The sequence below is a fragment of the Candidatus Poribacteria bacterium genome (assembly GCA_021295715.1).
Taxonomy (GTDB): domain Bacteria; phylum Poribacteria; class WGA-4E; order WGA-4E; family WGA-3G; genus WGA-3G.
The window spans coordinates 23321-41878 of sequence record JAGWBV010000016.1; the positions used below are offsets into that span (position 1 = coordinate 23321).

Here is an 18558-nt window from a genome sequence, read left to right on the forward strand (position 1 = left end):
TATAGTTTCAGGGCGGGTTTGAAACCCGCCCTATTTTTTTGTCTGAACAATTTTCAATGGCTGGGGTCGCTTGTAACAATATCGATTGCGGTATAAATGATGTCCAATAGAGCATCTAACTCTGAAATTGAGATCTGTAGCGGAGGCATCAAGACGATGGTATTAACAAGCGGTCGAAGGATCGCCCCACGGATGAGTGCCTCTTTGCAAACTCGGATACCTACCTTCTCTTCAAAGGGGTAGGGCGTGTAGGTGTCCGAATTTTTCATTAATTCTACACCGGCGGCAAAACCACAGACTCGGACATCCCCAACGTGCGGTAAAGCATAGAATTTCTGAAGTCGATTCTTGAAGTGTTCAATAGTCGGTTGGAGTCGGGAAAGGAGATTTTCACGCTCGAAAATAGCGATATTTTCTAATGCAACTGCACATGCTAATGGATTTCCAGTGAAGGTATGTCCGTGGAAGAAGGTCTTAAGGTCCCGGTACTCACCGAGGAAGGCGTTATAGATTTCATCGGTGGTTAACGTCGCCGCGAGTGGGAGATACCCACCTGCGAGTCCTTTTGCTGTACAGAAGAGGTCGGGTGTAACGTCCTCGTGCTCGCATGCCCACATTTTACCGGTGCGCCCGAACCCAGTCATCACTTCATCAACGATAAGAAGTGTTTTCCATCGTTTTGCTAATGCCGCAAGTTCCTTTAAAAATCCGTTCGGAGCAATAAGCATACCGCCCGCGCCCTGGATGAGCGGCTCTAAGATAATACCTGCGATGCGCCCTTCATGTTCAGAGAGTGCGCGTTCTACTGCAGTGAGCCAATGCGTTTTAACCGCAGATTCATTAGCGTAAGGAGGGTGATAGGTTTCAGGAGCGGACACGCGGATACCTTTGAAAAGGAGGGAATCAAAAGTAGTGTGGAAACTATCAATACCACCGACACTCATCGCTCCTATCGTGTCCCCGTGGTATGCATTATCAAAATGGATAAACAGTTTCCGTTGCTGTTCTTCCTTGTGTTGCCAGTACTGATACGCTATCTTCAAGGCAACCTCAACAGCGGTTGAACCGTTGTCGGAATAAAACACCTTGTTCAATCCCACAGGTGTGAGTTCTACCAATTTCTGTGCCAGCTGAATCGCGGGGATGTTACTGTATCCAAGCAGTGTGGTGTGGGCGATCTTGTCTATCTGCGTCTTGAGTGCAGTGTTCAGTGCTGGATGATTATGTCCGTGAACATTCGTCCACATGGAAGCGATTCCATCAATATACCGATTTCCGGCAATATCAATGAGGTAGCATCCTTCACCCCTTTCAATGATGACAGGCTCTTCCGCCAGCCAATCCTGCATTTGTGTAAACGGATGCCAGAGGTAACACCTATCCCAATCGACAAGCGTTTCTTTATCAACCATAGCCTATAGCTGCAAGTTTCGCTATCCCTTCAGTTTGGCATAATGCACTATTGGCTCAAGTCCGAGCGATTCACATGTGCCGCTTTTGGAGACGATAATCGTCAATACTTTATTCCGATAAGTCGCCTGAAAATCTTCTGGCTGTCCTGAGATCGGCATGATGTTTGTGAAACCGTTCGGGAATGAACTCGCGCGACCTACAACGGAAGTGAACCTTGGATCATCCAATTGGGTCTGAACAGTTAAAATACTTTCAGGTGCGGGGCGTTCACCGGGGACATACGGCGAACTGAGTTGGATTTCATACGCGTAATCCGGCATCCTATCGGGGAGTTCATGCTCTTCCTTCAAGACCGAATTCGGCACCCACCTCGGAAATTCGATTTCGACCTCGTAGTGATTCGTCAGCTCTGTAACGCGATTTACCATACCGTAGCGTCTGTAACGTTCCCGGACGTCGTCAGAATAGATCACACCATTTGTGAGCACCGATCCGGGCACCGTTTTGCGTTCTTCTTGTGGCTGAACGGTAAGAGCTGAACGCAAGCCACTTAGAAGTGGGGTTGCAATGAGTGATGGAAACCATCCGTAGAAAGCCGCACCGTAGCGCTGTTGTTCAACTTCGGAATTGAACTCGTCTTTAAATCTGTAGATGCCTTCTGAAATGGCGATGATGATCCCCAAGAAAATCATCAGATTGCCTTCACTTGTAAAAAGGTTAGCACTTTGCCCTTTGAGCCCGACGAAGAAGAGGATAAGCGGATAGAGTGTCAAGTTGATGAGGCTATTGATACCTGTTGATACCGCAGAACTAAAGACAACCGAATTGCCTGCCATCTCCTCAAGTCGTGCTTTAAACTTCGCTGAAAAAGCACCGAGCAGCGGTTGTAGAAGCAGTGTTAAGACATTGTATGGTGTGCGAAGTCTTGAGTCTGGGACCTCCGGTATTTGCGCAAATTCCTCAGGTATACCTTGTTGCTTCCCTTGTGCGGCTTTTCCTGTTTCGCCAGCTCCTTCGTCCATGGTTTCAGGTTTAACGAAGGTCTCGAAGAATTTACGATTTATCTCAATATACGATTCCCATTCGCTGGGGACATCACTTTCCATGGAGATTGCGTCAACCGGACACGCAGGTTCGCATGCCGCGCAGTCGATACATTCATCCGGGTTAATATAAAGTTGATTTTCGCCTTCGGTGGTGTGTATACAATCGACCGGACAGACATCAACGCACGCTGTGTCCTTTACATCGACACACGGTTCGCAAATAATGTAAGCCATTTTCCCCTCCTTTTTGGTGTTTCACTGTTAAGTATACCACAATTCAGTGCCTGTGGCAAGGAATATTGCTGATTTCACAGTTTGACAAATAGGTGAATGATGACTATAATGGCATCGAGACTCACGGATATAAGAGAAATCAAAGGAATACTTAAAATTCATAACATCAAAAACCAAGCACGGAATGAAATGGAGTGCGACTCAAAATCAAAACTTCCTAATAACTGATGACGAAACTTATCCGCAAGGAATAATTAAAAAATGATTAAGGAACCTGAAGATTTTATTGTCGAGGAACTACCGCTGTACGAACCTACCCGCTCAGGGACGCACACCTTTTTCGCTATTCGGAAACGGAATCTCAGCACCTTGGAGGCAATTAACAGAATTGCACGGGATTTACAGGTCCGCACTCAGCAGTTTGGTTACGCAGGCTTGAAGGATAAGAACGCAGTCACAACACAAGTGCTATCTGTCGAAGGGGTGCTACCGGAACGGGTTTTGAGAATTGAGCAACCGGATATTGAAGTGCTTTGGGCAGAACGGCATCCGCATAAATTACGGGTAGGACACCTTCGGGGCAACCGGTTTCAGATAATCCTCCGCGATATTCCCCATGATGCCCTACCTCTTATCGAACCGGCAATGAAGCGATTGGCAACTGAAGGGGTGCCGAATCGCTTTGGAGCACAGCGGTTTGGGAATAAAAACGATTCACATCTGATTGGCAAAGCACTGGTAAAGTCGGATTGGGATGCCGTGATGCGTTATATGCTCACGGATGACGTCCTACAGGTCGATGATATCGCCCGCCGTATGCAACGGGAATTAGCGAAGAAACCCCCAGAAAAGGTAGTAATGTGTATTCCACACCGGCTCCGCAAGTTGTTTTTGTCGGCGTATCAGGCGTTCCTATTTAATCGCGTTTTGGAAATGCGAACCCCGTGTTTGGGTAAACTTCTTGAAGGCGACATCGCTGTGAAACACGATAACGGAGCCCCTTTTCTCGTTGTGGATGCTACCGCTGAGCAACCGCGAGCGGATGCGTTTGAAATTAGTCCTTCAGGCCCGATTTTCGGGTATAAGATGCGCTTACCAACCGGCGACGTGCTCGCATTGGAGATATCGCTCCTTGCAGATGAAGGGGTTCGATTTGAAGCCTTTCGTAAGGTTGTCGGTATCCGTTTACCGGGGACGCGCAGACCTTTACGGATGGCGATGCAATTGCATGACGTGTCTGCTGTCAAGGGTGAGGGAGTCCATCTCAGTTTTATGCTGCCTGCGGGTGGGTATGCGACTGTCGTATTGGAAGACGTTATGTCCAATATACAGGTCCCTTAAATGGTAGGTGTGGTTTCCGAGTCGCGTTGGAGGGTAGCGTCTTCAATCTGCCGGTGCAGTTCGCTTGGATTTTCGGAATCTAAAGAACGTCCACGCCCCTGATGCCAATAGGACGACCAGTAATACAATCAGACCGATATTCAAAAGATAACGTCCACGATTCAGTTGCCATAGCCGCTGGCTTGCCAGTTTAGCGGCGGAACTTCCCTTGTCTGCTTTCATTTTCGTCTCTTCCCAATACCTTTTTGCAAGGGCAGGCTGACCGAGTTGCTCCGCGAGTTTTGCTGTAACAATGAGATAGGTGACATCCTGAACGTCTTGTTTCTCTACGGCATCAGCGAAGGAACTGAGGAGTAGAACTGTTAAGTCAGCGGACATTTGCGGGAAATCGCTCGTGAGTTCAATCCCATTCTGAAAAGCAGTGACAGCCCCTTGATGGTTATGTCGGTCGAATTCGATTTGTGCCACTTCAAACCAGGTTCGTTTCACAAGTTGCAGGGGTTGTACTATGTCGGTATAGCCGTCAAACGTGAAAGTTGCCGAACCGTAATTCAGGGCACCCTGTTTCACAAAGAGCGTGTAAGTTTCGCCGAGACGCAATAAACCTGAATCCTCCCACTCATCAAACCGGTAGACTCCATCCGCTTCCACGGTCTGTTGATGCGCCGTTCCATCAATCCAAACAACAGCTTCGACAGGTGATGCACCTGAAACGCCTATAACGGTTCCGTGAATAGCAATAGACTCAAGTACCCAAGCAATATGGACGGATTCTCCAAGTTCTAACTGGAGTTCAGCGGTCTTGGATGGCGGGATGACGTATCCTGCTTTCTTCACGGTTACAGTAGAAGTGCCTTGTTGCAGATTTTCTGTGATGAGTTTCGGTGTGCTTCCGATCTCTACGTCGTTGATGGAAATATCTGCGCCTTCGGGGAATGTTGTGACCTTAAGCGCAGGACTGAGTTTAAGCAGTGCCATTTCGACATCCCCAGTGGGTGCAAGGATACCATCCAAAAAATCAGGATTCATTCGCAATAATTCGTAGCTTTCTATAATACTGAGTTGTCGATTGTCATCTGCATCGGTTGTATCTACCGTGAGCGTATCGTGGAGTTGCTGAAGGAGGGCTGTTGTGTTTGCTGTCTCTGCCGATTGAATTGAGTTGAGCGCAGCAGTACCGAGCGTCTCGCGGTTCGCGTAGTAGGCGTTTAGGTTCGTGTCCTCTGTGTAACCATCGACAATAACAACGGTGTGCTTTCTTTCTGTCTCTCTGAACCAGTCGTTGAGGGTAGCATCTTGGATGCCTTGTTCGTCTCCAGGTGTTAGCAGATGCATAGCGTTCATACCTCTCGGCTTGGTAACTATCCCATGATATAGAAAAATCAGGGTATCCTGAACGGCTGTTTGCCTTCCAATTTCCTGAATCATGGCATGGATCTCTTCAGAGGTGGCACTGTCCCCTTCAAGGTGGTGGATCTGTTCACTCGGTATTTTTCCGCGAGTCGTTAGGAGTTCAATCAGTAAGTTCACCGGTTCATGGGCACGTGCTTCCGGTGTTGCGTCCACAATTAGCCAGTATGTACCAGAATCAGCCGAGAGTTCTGGTGTTGATACGAAAACAACCAATGCGACAGAAATAAAGATGGAGATAAAAGTAATCTTCTGCTTTGACATGTTTTCATCCGAAGTGTGTATTTCAGAGTCTCTAATTTGGTAATAATTTAACAGAAATTCTGAATAATTGCAAGAAAAAAGAACCTCTTTGGGTGTTAAAATGTCTAAACTTTTATCAAGAAACTGCGTCATAATGTTATAAACAAGATCTCTTTGGCGTGCCTTGAAAGTTTAAACTAAAATGTTATAGAATTTCGGAGTCTGTCTTGTATTAAGCATTCAGGTCTGCTGTTAGGAATTCCGCCCACAGATTTGCAGCAGCCAGCCTTAGGCAAAATTGGAGAGACTCGCATAGCAGCTGCAATTCAAATAATAATAATACGGTTTTGGCGAAACGCATGGGTTCCCAAAACTTCCTGTTAGAAAGTGTTAAAACCGACACTAGGCGTCTGCCAAGAAGCACGTCTACAACTGTTGGAACAGACAAGGAGATGTTAATGATTCACGGGAAAGTTATGTCGATTGTTTTGTCAAAGTTTAAAGGAATACCCCATTCAAGTTTCCGAAGCTTGCTCTTAAAATTCATCCTCGCTGTTCAATTTGCAGTCGTTCTTTGTGTCAATGCGCAGGAACCTGCCACCGAAATTGACTTAACCCAGCCTTTGACCCTTGAACAATGTATCCAGGTAGGTTTGGAAAAATCGACGAGTATGCGAAATGCGCGTTTGAATCTTGCGATACAGGAACTTCGGGTAAAAACTGCGCGTGCTGATTATTTTCCACGTGTTTTTTCAACCGGTGCTTACGATTTCTCTGATCGAATCGACTTCGGCTTTGAGCCTGAAAACTACAATTTAGGATTGGGGGCACAATACACAATTTGGGACAATGGTCAACGCGAGGGCGGGTTCGCGCAGGCAAAAGAATCCCTGAGCGCCACTGTGAGCCGCAATGAGGGGATCAAACAAAGTTTAATTTTGCAAATCACTGAAGCTTACTATGATGTCCTTCAATTCCAAGCGTTGGTTGAAGTGAGTGAGCAAAATTTGGCAAGGGCGCAAGAGAACACGCAACGGACTAAGGATTTTGTAGAGGCAGGTTCGCTCATTCCAGCGGATGTAGCGACGGCTGAGGTGCGAGAGGGAAATAATAGATTAGCACTGCTAAATAACCAAAATTCACTTCAAGTTGCCAAAGCCAGGTTACCGCGGCTCCTCGGTTTAGATCCGGGTGTTTTAATTACTGTTGCGGCGGATGAAGCGTTTCAGTTATATCAACAACGCGGCACCATTGAAAGATTACAAATACCGGTTGAGGAAGCTATCCAGATAGCACTTGACAATCGTCCGGAATTTAAAGAAACGGAATCGCAATTGAGATCACAGGAATGGTCCTTAACGCTCGCGAAATTACAGCGTTGGCCCCGTCTGAATGCCGATGTTGACTACAACGTTAACCTCGACGATTACCTCCGCGAACGCGAGAATTTCTCTGACTTCCGGAGTTGGAGCGCAGGTGTGTCCCTTAATTTTACGTTTTTTGACGGTGGTATTTTGGGAAATCGGGTCAAAGAGTTAGCTATGCAATTAGAGCAAACCCGTGAAAACGCAAGCGACTTGGAACGTTCCGTCGCGTTAGATGTCCGGCAATCGTATCTCAATCTCAAGCGCAGTGAAGCCTCTGTTGATATCGCCAAAACACTGGTTGTCAATGCCCGGCTCAGTTTAGAGGTTATTCAAGGGCGTTTTGATGTTGACAAAGCCATCCTGCTTGAACTCCTTGATGCCCAAACCAGTTATGCGCAAGCACTATCAGATGAAGTGAATACTTTCTACGATTACAAGATCTCACAAACCCGTTTACAAGATGCCATGGGAGTATTACAGTAACCATGAAAGATCGAAAAAAATGGATTATCATCGGAGTCGTCGCCTTGGTTGTTATCGCTGTTGGCGCAATTGGTGCGACTCGGATGGACTTCAGTTTCGGTCAAAATAAGAAGGAAACTGAGGTAAAACAGGAAATTGTGCGTCGCGGTGAATTCATCGTTCGCGTCCGTGAGTCTGGCAATCTGCGTTCCTTCCTTGAAGTGGATGTCCGCTCGAACGTGGAAGGCGAGATCGTTGAAATTTTCGTTGATGAGGGAGACGAGGTCAAAATAGGCGATCGTTTGCTCCGAATTGATGATGAGCAAATTCTGGAACAAAGGAAACAAGCGGAAGCGAATCGTGATGCCCAAAAAGCCCAACTCCAACGGGCAGAACTCCAAATTCAAATTACTGAAAAACAGGAAGAAAGTGGTCTTGCGCAAGCACGCAACTCCGTCGCTGTGGCACAGGCGACTTTGGATTCATTTGTTGCAACGACGCAGCAACGAATTACTGAAGCAGAAACACAAGTAGCGACGACACAAATTGACCTGAATCGAGATAAGATTGGCTTAAAGCAGGCTGAGATCGCATTATCACAAGCAGGACTCATGTTTGATCGGGCGGAAACGAGTGTTGAATCCGCAAAGGTGGCACTCGAAACAGCGGCGTCCGAGTACAATCGAAACAAAGAACTGTTTGATAAGAAGTTAGTTTCAAAGCGGACGTTAGAGGAATCACAAAACCAACTCGCCGGGGCGCGATCGCAGTATGAAAACGCACAGAAAGAGGTGGAGTCCCAAAAGGAAACCGTTAAGTCCCAGGAAGAAAATATCAATGTCCGGCAAGAAGCAATTCAGAGCCGCGAATCTACCTTGGAACTCAATAAAAAGAATGTTCTGACCCTTAAAGAATCGGAAGAAGCCCGGAAAAAGCAATTGGAAGCGGAATTGGAGAACGCTCGCACACGGCTCCGTCAATTGGAAGAAACGACTGAAGAAGAAAAGGAATTAACCCGTCATGCAAGAGTCGGCGCGGAGGCGAGTTTGCTCCAAGCACAAAGTCAGCTTGAATCACAACAAGAACGCTACGAATGGACGACAGTTATAGCTCCTATAGCGGGGACGGTTACGCGCCTCACTGTTGAGGAGGGAGAAATTATCACCTCGGGACGTTCCGCTTTTTCACGTGGCGATGCAATTATGCGCATTGCCGACCTCAATCAGATGATTGTGAGGACGCAAATAAATCAGGTAGAAATCGGGAAGGTTAAAGAGGAACAACGCGCCGAAATCAGCGTTGATAGTTATCCTGGACAGGTCTTTCCGGGAAGGGTTAGCGAGATTTCACCGAGTGCGACCCCCCGTGGTCCCCAGAATCAGAGTTCCGTCATCACTTTTGAGGTAGATGTAGAGGTTATCGGTTCTCCATCAGAACTCCTGCCCGGTATGTCTGCGGATGTTGACATTATTGTGTTTGAAGAATCCGATATCCTTCAACTGCCAATACCGGCTGTGCTGAGTCCAAAGGTTTTTACTGTAAGAGCAAAGGTCAATTCCACGGATCTTGGACAATTTCAGGAAGGTCAGGAACTCAAAATCCGGAATTTGATTGGTAACGAGTTCGATGGAAATGTCGGCAAGATTGATCCAGAGGAAACGCGTGGTAATCTTGAAATCTTGCTCGAAGGTGCGCAGAAAGGCTTGAAGAACGGTCCGACTGAGATCTCTATTGTTATTTCTGAACAGAATGTACTCTCCGATATAGAAGCGGAAGTGAGTAGCGAGCGGCAGTATTTTGTTATGTTAGATACAGGTGAACCCAAAAAAGATAAAAAAGAGCGAAAAGGCGTCAAAACTCACATTACAATCGGACAGCGTAATAACACCCACTTTCAAATCACTGGTGGTTTGAAGGAGGGAGACCGCGTTTTTGTGCCTTCTATGCAAGAATTGACAGAAGGACAAGGAAATGATTCAGAAGAAGAAGGCAAATAAATCAAACTTATAGTAAAGTTTAGAATTAATTAGACACTCTAAAGAGGCGAGGGTACAATCCTCGCCAGCGGCGGGGAGGGTTGTTTCGCTGCGCAACTGTCTACATATTTTCCGACTTTACTATAAACGTGCTAAATTGTATTTCTTGTTCATGCTTACCTTCATAAAATCAAGGTTAAGGAGGAAACGTTGTGTTAATAGATGTGCGAGATTTGACGAAAATCTATCAAATGGGTGATGTGCAGGTACATGCCTTACGGGGTGTGTCCTTCGAGATCACACAAGGTGAATTCATTGCGATTATGGGACCATCCGGCTCTGGAAAATCAACCATGATGGATATTCTGGGGTGTCTTGCAACGCCGACATCGGGGCAGTACTACCTTGAAGGTGAAGAGGTCGGCAAGCTTTCCGATAATCGCCTGGCTGACATTCGGAATAAAAAGATCGGTTTTGTGTTTCAGTCGTTTAACCTGCTCCCACGAACCAGTGCTCTCAACAATGTTGAATTACCGCTGATTTACTCGGGTTTGGGTAGAAAAGAACGCAAACGGCGCGCATTTGAATCCCTGGAGGCAGTCGGTTTAGCAGACCGCGTCGATCACAAGTCGACCGAGCTGTCTGGTGGTCAAATCCAGCGTGTGGCCATTGCCCGTGCTTTAGTCAATAGACCTTCAATGATCTTCGCTGATGAGCCGACAGGTAACTTGGATACCCGTTCTGGCACCGAAATTATGGCGATTTTCAACCGTTTGAATGATGAAGGCAATACCATCATCATGGTGACACATGAAGCTGAAGTCGCTGAACACGCCAAGCGCGTTCTCCACATTCGTGACGGTTTAATCGAGCGAGATGTCAGACGAAATGGCGATAATGGCGGGGATACTGGCTAATCTACGGAAAGTCCACAATGATCCGACACGACTATGCACCACGTCAAAATTACCACTCCATCCCGCTTACACTTTTCTCTGCTTGATCTGAATGGTGTGTTGGGACGAGTTGATGGAGGGTTCGGTCTCGCAATTGCTAAGCCCAATTTTCAAATTATTGCTGAGCGGGCAACTGGCATTCATCTACCATCTTCCGTATATCGCGATCGGACTGCTGCAGTACTTAAGCGACTTCAAGAAACCTATCCCTTTCCCGGCATTAAATTAACATTTCAATCTGAAATCCCGATGCACTGCGGATTCGGGTCTGGAACGCAACTTTCTCTCGGTGTTGCCCAGGCAGTCAATCTGCTATATGAACTTGGATTAGATGTGCAAGCATTGGCAAAAGTCGTCGGACGCGGTGGCACTTCAGGTATCGGTATAGCGGCATTCCAAACAGGCGGTTTCATTGTTGATGGCGGACATCGTTTTCCAGAACAGAAGGCATCGTTCCTGCCCTCCTCTGCACTTGGAGATATTCCGCCACCTCCTGTTTTGCTCCGTTATTCGTTTCCAGAAATGCCATTACTCATTGTCATGCCGAATTGTTCACGAATTTATGGTGACACAGAGATCGAATTGTTTCAGACCCTCTGTCCACAACCAGAATGGGTGGCACAGAAGCTTTCACACATCCTATTGATGCGAGTACTTCCTGCCTTGGTTGAAGGAGATATGCGCACTTTTGGCAAAGCCTTAAATCAAATTCAAACGTTTGGATGGAAAAAAGTGGAAATTGACGCACAAGGCACTGAACTCCAATTGACGCTTGACTTCTTACGCGACAGTGGAGCTTTCGGTGCGGGTGTTAGCAGTTGGGGCTCGGCAATTTGCGTGGTGGGTGAAGATATTGATAGGTTAAAGCGAGGCACCGAAGCATTCCTAAAAACACTTCCAGATGGTGGTTCATGTTTTGTTACGCGGGCGAACAACTTGGGCGCGCGCGTTGTGCCGAGTTAAAAATAGAAACGGGCGGATGTTACCATCCGCCCGTCATCTGTATTATTTATCCCTTACTTGGGGAATAGTACGGGTTATCTCCAGCATCGTGATCAGTCGTGTCAATCACGTGCTTAATCTCAGGAAATACTTCTTGAATCATCGCCTCAATGCCGTGTTTGAGGGTAACATTAGCCATGCCGCAGCCTTGACAACCGCCGCCCATGTGAATGTACACAGCATCCTCCTCGACGTTCAGGAGTTCTATCTGTCCGCCGTGTGCCGCTACAGCCGGATTAATCCGTTCGTCAATCAGTTTCTGAACCTCTTGTGCTTTTGGATTGTCCCATGTTGGTGTATTTGGGTTTTCAATATTGAATCCACTGGAATTCAGGTCATCGACATAGTCAATCACAGCCCCTTTAAGGTCAGGTGCGCTTTCTGCATCGACGAGTACATTGAAATGCTCACATTCAACAACAATATCATCCGCTTGTGCTTCAGTCGCTAAACCCAAGCTGTATTGGAAAGCGGTAGCAGTTCTGCCTTGAATACTGATGCGAAGTCCTTCAACTTCAACCTCTTCAGTTTCTACCACTGCTTGAATCTTCTCTTGTGCGGCTTCTGTGACTGTAAGCAAAGGGGTTTCAGATCCTTTGATTTTCTTCAAGAAATTCTTCATAGTTACCTTCCATGAGCGGTATTATGCCGCAGTTTTCCCTGCCCAGGATTGAGAGTTTGACCGAAATTCGCCCATTTCATCATAAAGGTCATACAATCGTTTGATTGCATCTATTTCCAGTTGACGGACTCGTTCGCGGGTAACCTGCAAAGCAACACCGATTTCTCGGAGTGTTTTCCGTTCTCCATCCTCGAGTCCGAAGCGCATTTTCAATACTCTCTGTTCGCGCTCTGGGAGTCTTTTGAGAAATTGAGCAGTCAGATCCTGATTAATCATTTCAGCGATCGGACCATCTTCTCCACTCGTTATTGGATCTTCGATTAAGTCGCCCAATGTAGCAGCGGAACGTTCATCGCTCAGCGGCAAATCCATTGAGATGGTATCAGCGTTAAACGTTAGGATTTCTTCGACCTGTTTCAACGTCAAATCTAAAGCGTCTGCGATTTCGTCGCGCCGCGGTTCGCGTTGTAGCTCTTGACACAACGATGCATAGACAGCGTCGAACTTGTTCATTTTTGCAACTACGTAGGAAGGTAATCGAATGGAGCGGGAAAAATTGTCAAGCGTACGCATAATGGCTTGTTTAATCCACCAAATTGCGTACGTGCTGAATTTAAAGCCCTTCTGATAGTCAAATTTGCTCGCTGCTTTAATCAGACCAATGTTTCCTTCTTGAATCAAATCTTCGAGTGGAACGTTGTGACCTTGGTATTTAACTGCGATAGAAATAACGAGTCGTAGATTCGCTTGGACAAGTTCATCACGCGCGGTACGCGCTTCGCTCTCGGCTGCTCTAATCCGTTTCGCCAGTTCCTGTTTTCCTTCGTCAGATAATGCGTCACTTTTCACCAGCGCGTCTTGTAGTTCGCTTACCAGTGTTTTTCTTGCTTCGCTCCTGCCAGCTTCAATTTGTTCTGTCAGTTGCTCTTTTTTCTCGCGAGCTAATAGGTCTACTTCTACTAAGGCACCTAAGAGTTCGCCTAATGCTTTAACCTCTACAGCTTCAATCCGTTTTGCCAATTGCTTTTTCTTCTCACGAGCTAATAGGTCTACTTCTACTAAGACATCTAAGAGTTCGTCTAACGCTTTAGCCTCTGCAGCTTCAATCCGTTTTGCCAATTGAACTTCTTCCTCGCGGGTTAACAGACGGTGGCCTGCTACGCTCCGAAGCCAGCTCGTTAAAGCACTCTGATCGCTACCTTTATAACTTTCCGAGGGTTCTGCCTCATCTGGCGGATATGTTGCCTCCATATATGGATCAACACTTTCAAGACTCGCTGTTTCACCGAAATACTCGGCTTCCATCTTTCTCCTCTCCTTATTACAGAATTTTGATAAAACAAAAATTAATGATACATTATGTTAAAACGTTTTGTCAAGCAAAATGTTTAATAAAAAGCGACATTTCACAAAAAAACTTGAAAAAACTGTGATTTTAGCAGGATTTCACCGAAAAAAGAGCGCAATAGCGGTGCTGCGTCATCATTTCGCGTAAGAAATCGCGCGAAGCACTCTCAATTACAGGAAAAGAACGCTATAGGTCTCAGCAAAAGAATCTCCACATAGCCGAAAAATGGGCAAAAGATACTATGTAGAATGTCCGATTAAGAGCACCGCTGTTGGGAGTGAAGTTTCTGCCGCCTGTTCAAATGCTCTTGCGATGCACGGAACATCCGCGTCTGTTTCAAGCATTTCATAAGGGAGATTCCACGCTTTCAACGTCGGTTCAAGGAAAGTTGCTACGGAATCAATCCATTGTCCATTTTTATCTCGATTGTGATAACCACGATATCCAATGAATACCACCACTGGCACTTGCATGTTGACAACGGTGCCTCGGATCGCATCGCCTGATTCCAAGAACCCGGTATTTTGGATGATGATCACAGGCTTTTTGCCACCAACGTATAACCCTGATGCAATGGCAAATGCTTCACCTTCACGGGTGACCGTAATGACTTCGATATCAGGCTCTGATCGTAAGCGTTCATAAATCCGGGCACTGCCGTTATCTGGAACGCCTACAGCGTGGGTGATCCCCTGTTTTTTTAGTTCATTTACTATCTTCTGTGCTGATGCCAATTTTTAATTTTTCCTTATTTTAATCCTACCTTGCGGAGGAAGGACGGACGTTTCGATTATCAAATGCGTTCCTTAAACCCGCCCTCCGCTACGCTTACGGACTACGGGGTTTGATACTATAGGACTTACACATTTCCTCTTGAAATCTGCCTAATCAGGGGATTTAGGGGGTTAAATAACTGCAATATGACTTTTTTGGTGAAATATATTGCTGTTTTACGCAATTTGCGTAAGTGCTGACTCTCTTAAGAAACCCCTTTGTTGTGATTTCTACCGTCTGCCTTCAACCAAATCATCAACCACTGTTGGATCGGCGAGGGTGGAGGTATCACCGAGGTTGGAGATGTCGCCTTCGGCGATTTTCCGGAGGATACGCCGCATAATCTTGCCGGATCGCGTCTTTGGCAGTGCCGGGGTAAACTGAATCTTGTCAGGCGTGGCAATAGGTCCAATTTGTTGTCGGACTGCCTGTTTGATGCCTGTTTCCACTGCATCTGATGCCGCTTCGCCTGTCATGAGCGTAACATACGCATAGATGCCTTGTCCCTTGATGTCGTGTGGGTAACCGACGACTGCGGCTTCTGCGACTGCGTCGTACTGCCCGATTGCCCCTTCCACTTCTGCTGTGCCTAATCGGTGTCCAGAGACGTTCAGAACATCATCGACGCGTCCTGTAATCCAATAATAACCATCTTCATCGCGTAGGACTCCATCGCCTGTCATATAATAGCCGGGGAATCTGCGGAAATAGGTGTCTAAAAACCGTTCATGGTCGCCGTAGACAGTTCGCATGATACCGGGCCATGCCGTTTTAATACAGAGATAGCCGGTTGCCGGGTTACCTTCTACTTCGTTACCCTCTTCATCAAGTATCACCGGTTCAATGGCGAAGAACGGGAAGGTCGCCGAGCCGGGTTTCAGTGGTGTTGCGGCGGGCAGTGGTGTCATCAGAATCCCACCCGTTTCGGTTTGCCACCATGTATCTATGATTGGACACCGTTCTTCACCGACGATATTGTAGTACCACAACCACTCCGGTTCTTTGATCGGTTCACCGACTGTGCCGAGCAGTCTGAGCGTGGATCTGTCGTATTTTTCGACCCATGTATTCCCTTCTTTCATCAGGGCGCGTAGTGCCGTCGGAGCAGTGTAGAAAATATTAATGTTGTGCTTCTCAACGACCCGCCAAAAGCGTCCAAAGTCGGGATAGTTTGGCACACCTTCAAACATCACACTGATCGCACGATTTGCAAGTGGACCGTAGATAATGTAAGAATGCCCAGTGATCCAACCGATGTCGGCTGTGCACCAGTAAACATCGCCCTCGTGATAGTCAAAAACTTGTTGGTGTGTATAAGAAGTGTAGACGAGATAACCCCCTGTCGTATGCAAAACCCCTTTCGGTTTACCGGTCGAACCGGAGGTATACAGGATAAAAAGCGGGTCCTCCGCATTCATAACTTCTGGTTCGCATTCTGTATCGGCGGTCGCCATTGCTTCGTGCCACCAAATATCCCGCGAATCATCAAAATCGACCGTATCTCCAGTGCGCTCCACGACGACTACCTTTTCAATAGAGGGACATTCCGCAACCGCGGCATCTGCATTTACCTTCATCGGTATATCGCTACGCGGACCCCGCATTGCGGTATCTTGCGTAATTAGCAATTTACATTCAGAGTCATTAATTCTGTCTCGGAGGGATTCTGCTGAAAATGCGCCGAAAACGATAGAATGGACAGCACCAATCCTCGCACACGCTAACATCGCGATTGCCAACTCTGGAACCATCTGTAAGTAGATACAGACGCGATCGCCTTTCTCAATGCCTTGTGCCTTCAGGACATTGGCAAACTTCTTGACCTCAGCGAGAAGTTCACTGTAACTGAAGGTCTTATCTTCGGACGGATCGTTCCCTTCCCAGACAATGGCGGTTGCCTCGCCGTGCCCAGCTTCGATATGCCGATCAAGGCAATTATAGCAAGCGTTCAGTGTGCCGCCATCGAACCATTTAATCTCGCCCTTAACAAAATCGTACGTCAGTCGTTCCGCGATCGTTGCCCAAAATGCTTCCGGATCTTGAATGGATTCGGCGTATTGTGCCTGATATGTTTCTAAACTGTTGACGTGAGCATTCTCTATGGGATAAGCAGTTTCTGCTGGTGGAAAAACGTTATTAGCCATCTTATATCATCATCTCCTCTACAAATCAATCTGGAACACGCGCTTAGAACGCTCTGAAAGTTGTATTGAACATATTTTATAGGAAAACCGTTTCCGAAATTGCCAATATACCTTGCGTTTTTAATAAAAAATGAAGTATAATTACCAATCAACAAACCGTTTATTTATCATTGCATAGCAGGTATGGAACGATTGTCAATAGGGACGGACAACCAATAGAAATACAATACTACCGCGGTCCAAATGGTAGACAACCTTTCATTGAATGGTTTGAATCCATCCGAGATAGAAAGACGCGAAACAGAATTGACAAACGGCTTGCGAAACTTGAAGATGGCAATTTTGGTGATTGCCGATCTGTCGGTGGAGGTGTCTTTGAATTGCGTCTGCACTTTGGACCAGGATATCGCATCTATTTCCGTCAAATTGAAAATATACTCGTCCTTCTGCTTTGTGGTGGAGACAAAGCATCACAGCAGCGGGATATTGAACTCGCGAAGGCCTATTGGCGAGAATATGAGGAGACACATTAATGAGAGAAATGGGGAACTGGCGCGAGTATCAAATTAGAAGACTTGCTAATGATCGAGAGGAAGCAATTGACTATCTCCAATTGACATTGGAGGAATACCGTGTTGACAGTGATTTGTCTTTTTTTCTGAAGGAACTTCGGGTCTTTATAGCATCACAAGGTGGGGTTTCCGAACTTTCCAAACGCACCAGTATTGATGCTGAAACACTCTTGGATGCTCTCTCTAACGCGGATGCCCCGCTATTCGACATACTCAACACTATATTAAATGCCTTTGGGTGTCAGTTGCCAACTGCCAATCCTTTTAAGCGCACACCCCTACATCGGCTAATTGACTGGATACATCCGGCCCGAAGGACTCAAAGAGCAGCTTACAGACTAACTTCAAATAGTGTCGTAACATTTTCGGATTAGTACACCTTGGGGATATCTTCATCCGATATCCAATCTCCCAATAATTTGGTGAGTCCTGGATCATATTCCTTGAGAGCATCCCTCGTTTCAAATTCACCCGCGTAGTACCACATCCTAACCCCTTCTGCCCAATATGATCCAACGTCTTGCAAGGACCTCGGATTACAATCCCATGTTTTTGAGGCGACACTTGCTTTGTAAGATTTTTCTAATGAACTATAAAAGTTTAGATCTATTTGGCAAATTGCATAGTTTATTGCACAGGCTAAGACAAAAACAAAAACCCCCATGTTTGGCTCACCGTCCCATTCAATAACCGATGCCAGATATCCTGGAAACTCTTGATTTTTTTCTGGTAAGAAAGCACATCCATATTTATAGTTTGGATCGTTTTCATCCAATTCCAAATAAGCTGCAACACTTTCCCCTTGTGCAACAAGAATACATACAAAACCAATTAGTTCCGTGCGGATTTCAGGGCGTTTGGAGGTGATTTTCAAAATTATTTCCTGTGCTACATAAAAAGCCTTGTCATCCACATTCTTAGAACCGATTATCACCATATCTTCGACTTCCAAGTGTTTTGTGATTTGTACTTTATTTTTTGCTTTCAGAGGCTTTGGTGCCAGCATTTTAAATTTCCTTTTGTAGAACTTACTTATCCGTTCAGATCAAACATGGACTATTTTATAGTCGTTTTCAGATACATTATACCATTGTTGAAGTGCCGATGCAAATTCAGATTCACCTTATGCCTTGGTAATCTTTTGAAGATTTACTATACCTACCGGGTATCAATGTAGATGTTATGTGTTTCGGAACCGCTCATCGAACCAGAATCTGTAACCGATCTCAGGAAGGCAACCAAAAAGACGAATGAAGGGCTGCCGTCTCTGAAACAGATTCTAACCAGTCTATAGCGGTTGCTCGTTCTGTTCAGTGGTGATTTCGACTGCGCGTTTGGCATGTTCTAATCCGTTGCGGCTATGGATATTTTTACAAGAAGTAACGAGTTCCTGATGATAAAATTCCATATTCTCTACATTTGTCGATTATTACTTCCCTATTTTTACAATTTTCCAGAATAAAGTAGTTTTCCTTCAAATCGCTAATTCTATTAATAGAAATGCTCTTCTGATTGAGTTCCTCAATGAGGACGGTTGGAACAAAGTATAACTCAAAAGCGTTATCGCCTATTGGATGCACTCCGATAACAACGTCTGAGGTCGCTGTGGATTGCGTATAAGTCTTGACACCCGATTTGTACTCTCTGT

The 18558-nt window shown here is 46.1% G+C and carries 16 protein-coding genes; 7 read left to right on the forward strand and 9 right to left on the reverse strand.

Going from position 1 to position 18558, the window contains the following annotated elements:
- Positions 1-53: 53 nt before the first annotated feature.
- Together bioA and J4G07_06610 are read right to left on the reverse strand one after the other, a co-directional pair.
- Positions 54-1412 (reverse strand): adenosylmethionine--8-amino-7-oxononanoate transaminase, encoded by a 1359-nt coding sequence (gene bioA / locus J4G07_06605; protein MCE2413657.1) that lies wholly within the window; start codon positions 1410-1412, stop codon positions 54-56.
- Positions 1413-1433: 21 nt separating this feature from the next.
- Entirely contained in the window at positions 1434-2693 is a 1260-nt protein-coding gene (locus tag J4G07_06610) for a ferredoxin family protein (GenBank protein ID MCE2413658.1), read from the reverse strand.
- Between the two features lie 261 nt (positions 2694-2954).
- On the opposite strand from J4G07_06610, the gene truD reads away from it, so the two are divergent.
- Entirely contained in the window at positions 2955-4034 is a 1080-nt protein-coding gene (gene truD, locus J4G07_06615) for a tRNA pseudouridine(13) synthase TruD (GenBank protein ID MCE2413659.1), read from the forward strand.
- A 42-nt stretch (positions 4035-4076) separates the two neighbouring features.
- Here the strand turns inward: truD and J4G07_06620 are convergent, their stop codons facing one another.
- Positions 4077-5708: a PEGA domain-containing protein gene (locus tag J4G07_06620; GenBank protein ID MCE2413660.1), complete on the reverse strand. Its 1632-nt coding sequence runs from the start codon at positions 5706-5708 to the stop codon at positions 4077-4079.
- Positions 5709-6145: 437 nt separating this feature from the next.
- Between J4G07_06620 and J4G07_06625 the strand changes: the two genes are divergently transcribed.
- The 4 genes from J4G07_06625 to J4G07_06640 all read left to right on the forward strand — a co-directional run bounded on the left by J4G07_06625 (position 6146) and on the right by J4G07_06640 (position 11411).
- A complete protein-coding gene (locus J4G07_06625; GenBank protein MCE2413661.1) occupies positions 6146-7537 on the forward strand; it encodes a TolC family protein in 1392 nt (463 codons plus the stop codon).
- Between the two features lie 2 nt (positions 7538-7539).
- The gene (locus tag J4G07_06630) at positions 7540-9513 is read left to right on the forward strand and encodes an HlyD family efflux transporter periplasmic adaptor subunit (protein MCE2413662.1); all 1974 of its coding nucleotides are present in this window, start codon (positions 7540-7542) and stop codon (positions 9511-9513) included.
- A 230-nt stretch (positions 9514-9743) separates the two neighbouring features.
- Complete coding sequence (locus J4G07_06635) at positions 9744-10409, forward strand: ABC transporter ATP-binding protein (protein MCE2413663.1); 666 nt, start codon at positions 9744-9746, stop codon at positions 10407-10409.
- Positions 10410-10442: 33 nt separating this feature from the next.
- The gene (locus J4G07_06640) at positions 10443-11411 is read left to right on the forward strand and encodes a beta-ribofuranosylaminobenzene 5'-phosphate synthase (protein MCE2413664.1); all 969 of its coding nucleotides are present in this window, start codon (positions 10443-10445) and stop codon (positions 11409-11411) included.
- Positions 11412-11457: 46 nt separating this feature from the next.
- On the opposite strand, the gene J4G07_06645 is transcribed toward J4G07_06640, so the two are convergent.
- The 4 genes from J4G07_06645 to acs form a co-directional block, all read right to left on the reverse strand.
- Positions 11458-12072 (reverse strand): iron-sulfur cluster assembly accessory protein, encoded by a 615-nt coding sequence (locus tag J4G07_06645; GenBank protein MCE2413665.1) that lies wholly within the window; start codon positions 12070-12072, stop codon positions 11458-11460.
- A 21-nt stretch (positions 12073-12093) separates the two neighbouring features.
- The gene (locus tag J4G07_06650; GenBank protein MCE2413666.1) at positions 12094-13377 is read right to left on the reverse strand and encodes a sigma-70 family RNA polymerase sigma factor; all 1284 of its coding nucleotides are present in this window, start codon (positions 13375-13377) and stop codon (positions 12094-12096) included.
- A 282-nt stretch (positions 13378-13659) separates the two neighbouring features.
- Complete coding sequence (locus J4G07_06655; protein MCE2413667.1) at positions 13660-14154, reverse strand: hypothetical protein; 495 nt, start codon at positions 14152-14154, stop codon at positions 13660-13662.
- A 270-nt stretch (positions 14155-14424) separates the two neighbouring features.
- Positions 14425-16338 carry an acetate--CoA ligase gene (gene acs, locus J4G07_06660; GenBank protein ID MCE2413668.1) on the reverse strand — a complete coding sequence of 638 codons (1914 nt, stop codon included), beginning with the start codon at positions 16336-16338 and terminating at the stop codon, positions 14425-14427.
- A 260-nt stretch (positions 16339-16598) separates the two neighbouring features.
- On the opposite strand from acs, the gene J4G07_06665 reads away from it, so the two are divergent.
- Positions 16599-16871: a type II toxin-antitoxin system RelE/ParE family toxin gene (locus J4G07_06665; GenBank protein ID MCE2413669.1), complete on the forward strand. Its 273-nt coding sequence runs from the start codon at positions 16599-16601 to the stop codon at positions 16869-16871.
- Complete coding sequence (locus J4G07_06670; protein ID MCE2413670.1) at positions 16871-17284, forward strand: hypothetical protein; 414 nt, start codon at positions 16871-16873, stop codon at positions 17282-17284. The genes J4G07_06665 and J4G07_06670 overlap by 1 nt, the downstream gene beginning before the upstream one ends.
- Here J4G07_06670 and J4G07_06675 read toward each other — a convergent pair.
- Both J4G07_06675 and J4G07_06680 read right to left on the reverse strand, forming a co-directional pair.
- Complete coding sequence (locus J4G07_06675; protein MCE2413671.1) at positions 17281-17916, reverse strand: hypothetical protein; 636 nt, start codon at positions 17914-17916, stop codon at positions 17281-17283. The genes J4G07_06670 and J4G07_06675 overlap by 4 nt on opposite strands.
- A 364-nt stretch (positions 17917-18280) precedes the next feature.
- A partial coding sequence (locus tag J4G07_06680) for a hypothetical protein (GenBank protein MCE2413672.1) occupies positions 18281-18558 on the reverse strand: 278 nt, incomplete at its 5' end.

Bases quoted from the DNA above. Each gene is read 5' to 3' on its own strand.
- bioA (MCE2413657.1), bottom strand. From the start codon at position 1,412: ATGGTTGATAAAGAAACGCTTGTCGATTGGGATAGGTGTTACCTCTGG.
- J4G07_06610 (MCE2413658.1), bottom strand. From the start codon at position 2,693: ATGGCTTACATTATTTGCGAACCGTGTGTCGATGTAAAGGACACAGCG.
- truD (MCE2413659.1), top strand. From the start codon at position 2,955: ATGATTAAGGAACCTGAAGATTTTATTGTCGAGGAACTACCGCTGTAC.
- J4G07_06620 (MCE2413660.1), bottom strand. From the start codon at position 5,708: ATGTCAAAGCAGAAGATTACTTTTATCTCCATCTTTATTTCTGTCGCA.
- J4G07_06625 (MCE2413661.1), top strand. From the start codon at position 6,146: ATGATTCACGGGAAAGTTATGTCGATTGTTTTGTCAAAGTTTAAAGGA.
- J4G07_06630 (MCE2413662.1), top strand. From the start codon at position 7,540: ATGAAAGATCGAAAAAAATGGATTATCATCGGAGTCGTCGCCTTGGTT.
- J4G07_06635 (MCE2413663.1), top strand. From the start codon at position 9,744: ATGGGTGATGTGCAGGTACATGCCTTACGGGGTGTGTCCTTCGAGATC.
- J4G07_06640 (MCE2413664.1), top strand. From the start codon at position 10,443: ATGCACCACGTCAAAATTACCACTCCATCCCGCTTACACTTTTCTCTG.
- J4G07_06645 (MCE2413665.1), bottom strand. From the start codon at position 12,072: ATGAAGAATTTCTTGAAGAAAATCAAAGGATCTGAAACCCCTTTGCTT.
- J4G07_06650 (MCE2413666.1), bottom strand. From the start codon at position 13,377: ATGGAAGCCGAGTATTTCGGTGAAACAGCGAGTCTTGAAAGTGTTGAT.
- acs (MCE2413668.1), bottom strand. From the start codon at position 16,338: ATGGCTAATAACGTTTTTCCACCAGCAGAAACTGCTTATCCCATAGAG.
- J4G07_06670 (MCE2413670.1), top strand. From the start codon at position 16,871: ATGAGAGAAATGGGGAACTGGCGCGAGTATCAAATTAGAAGACTTGCT.
- J4G07_06675 (MCE2413671.1), bottom strand. From the start codon at position 17,916: ATGCTGGCACCAAAGCCTCTGAAAGCAAAAAATAAAGTACAAATCACA.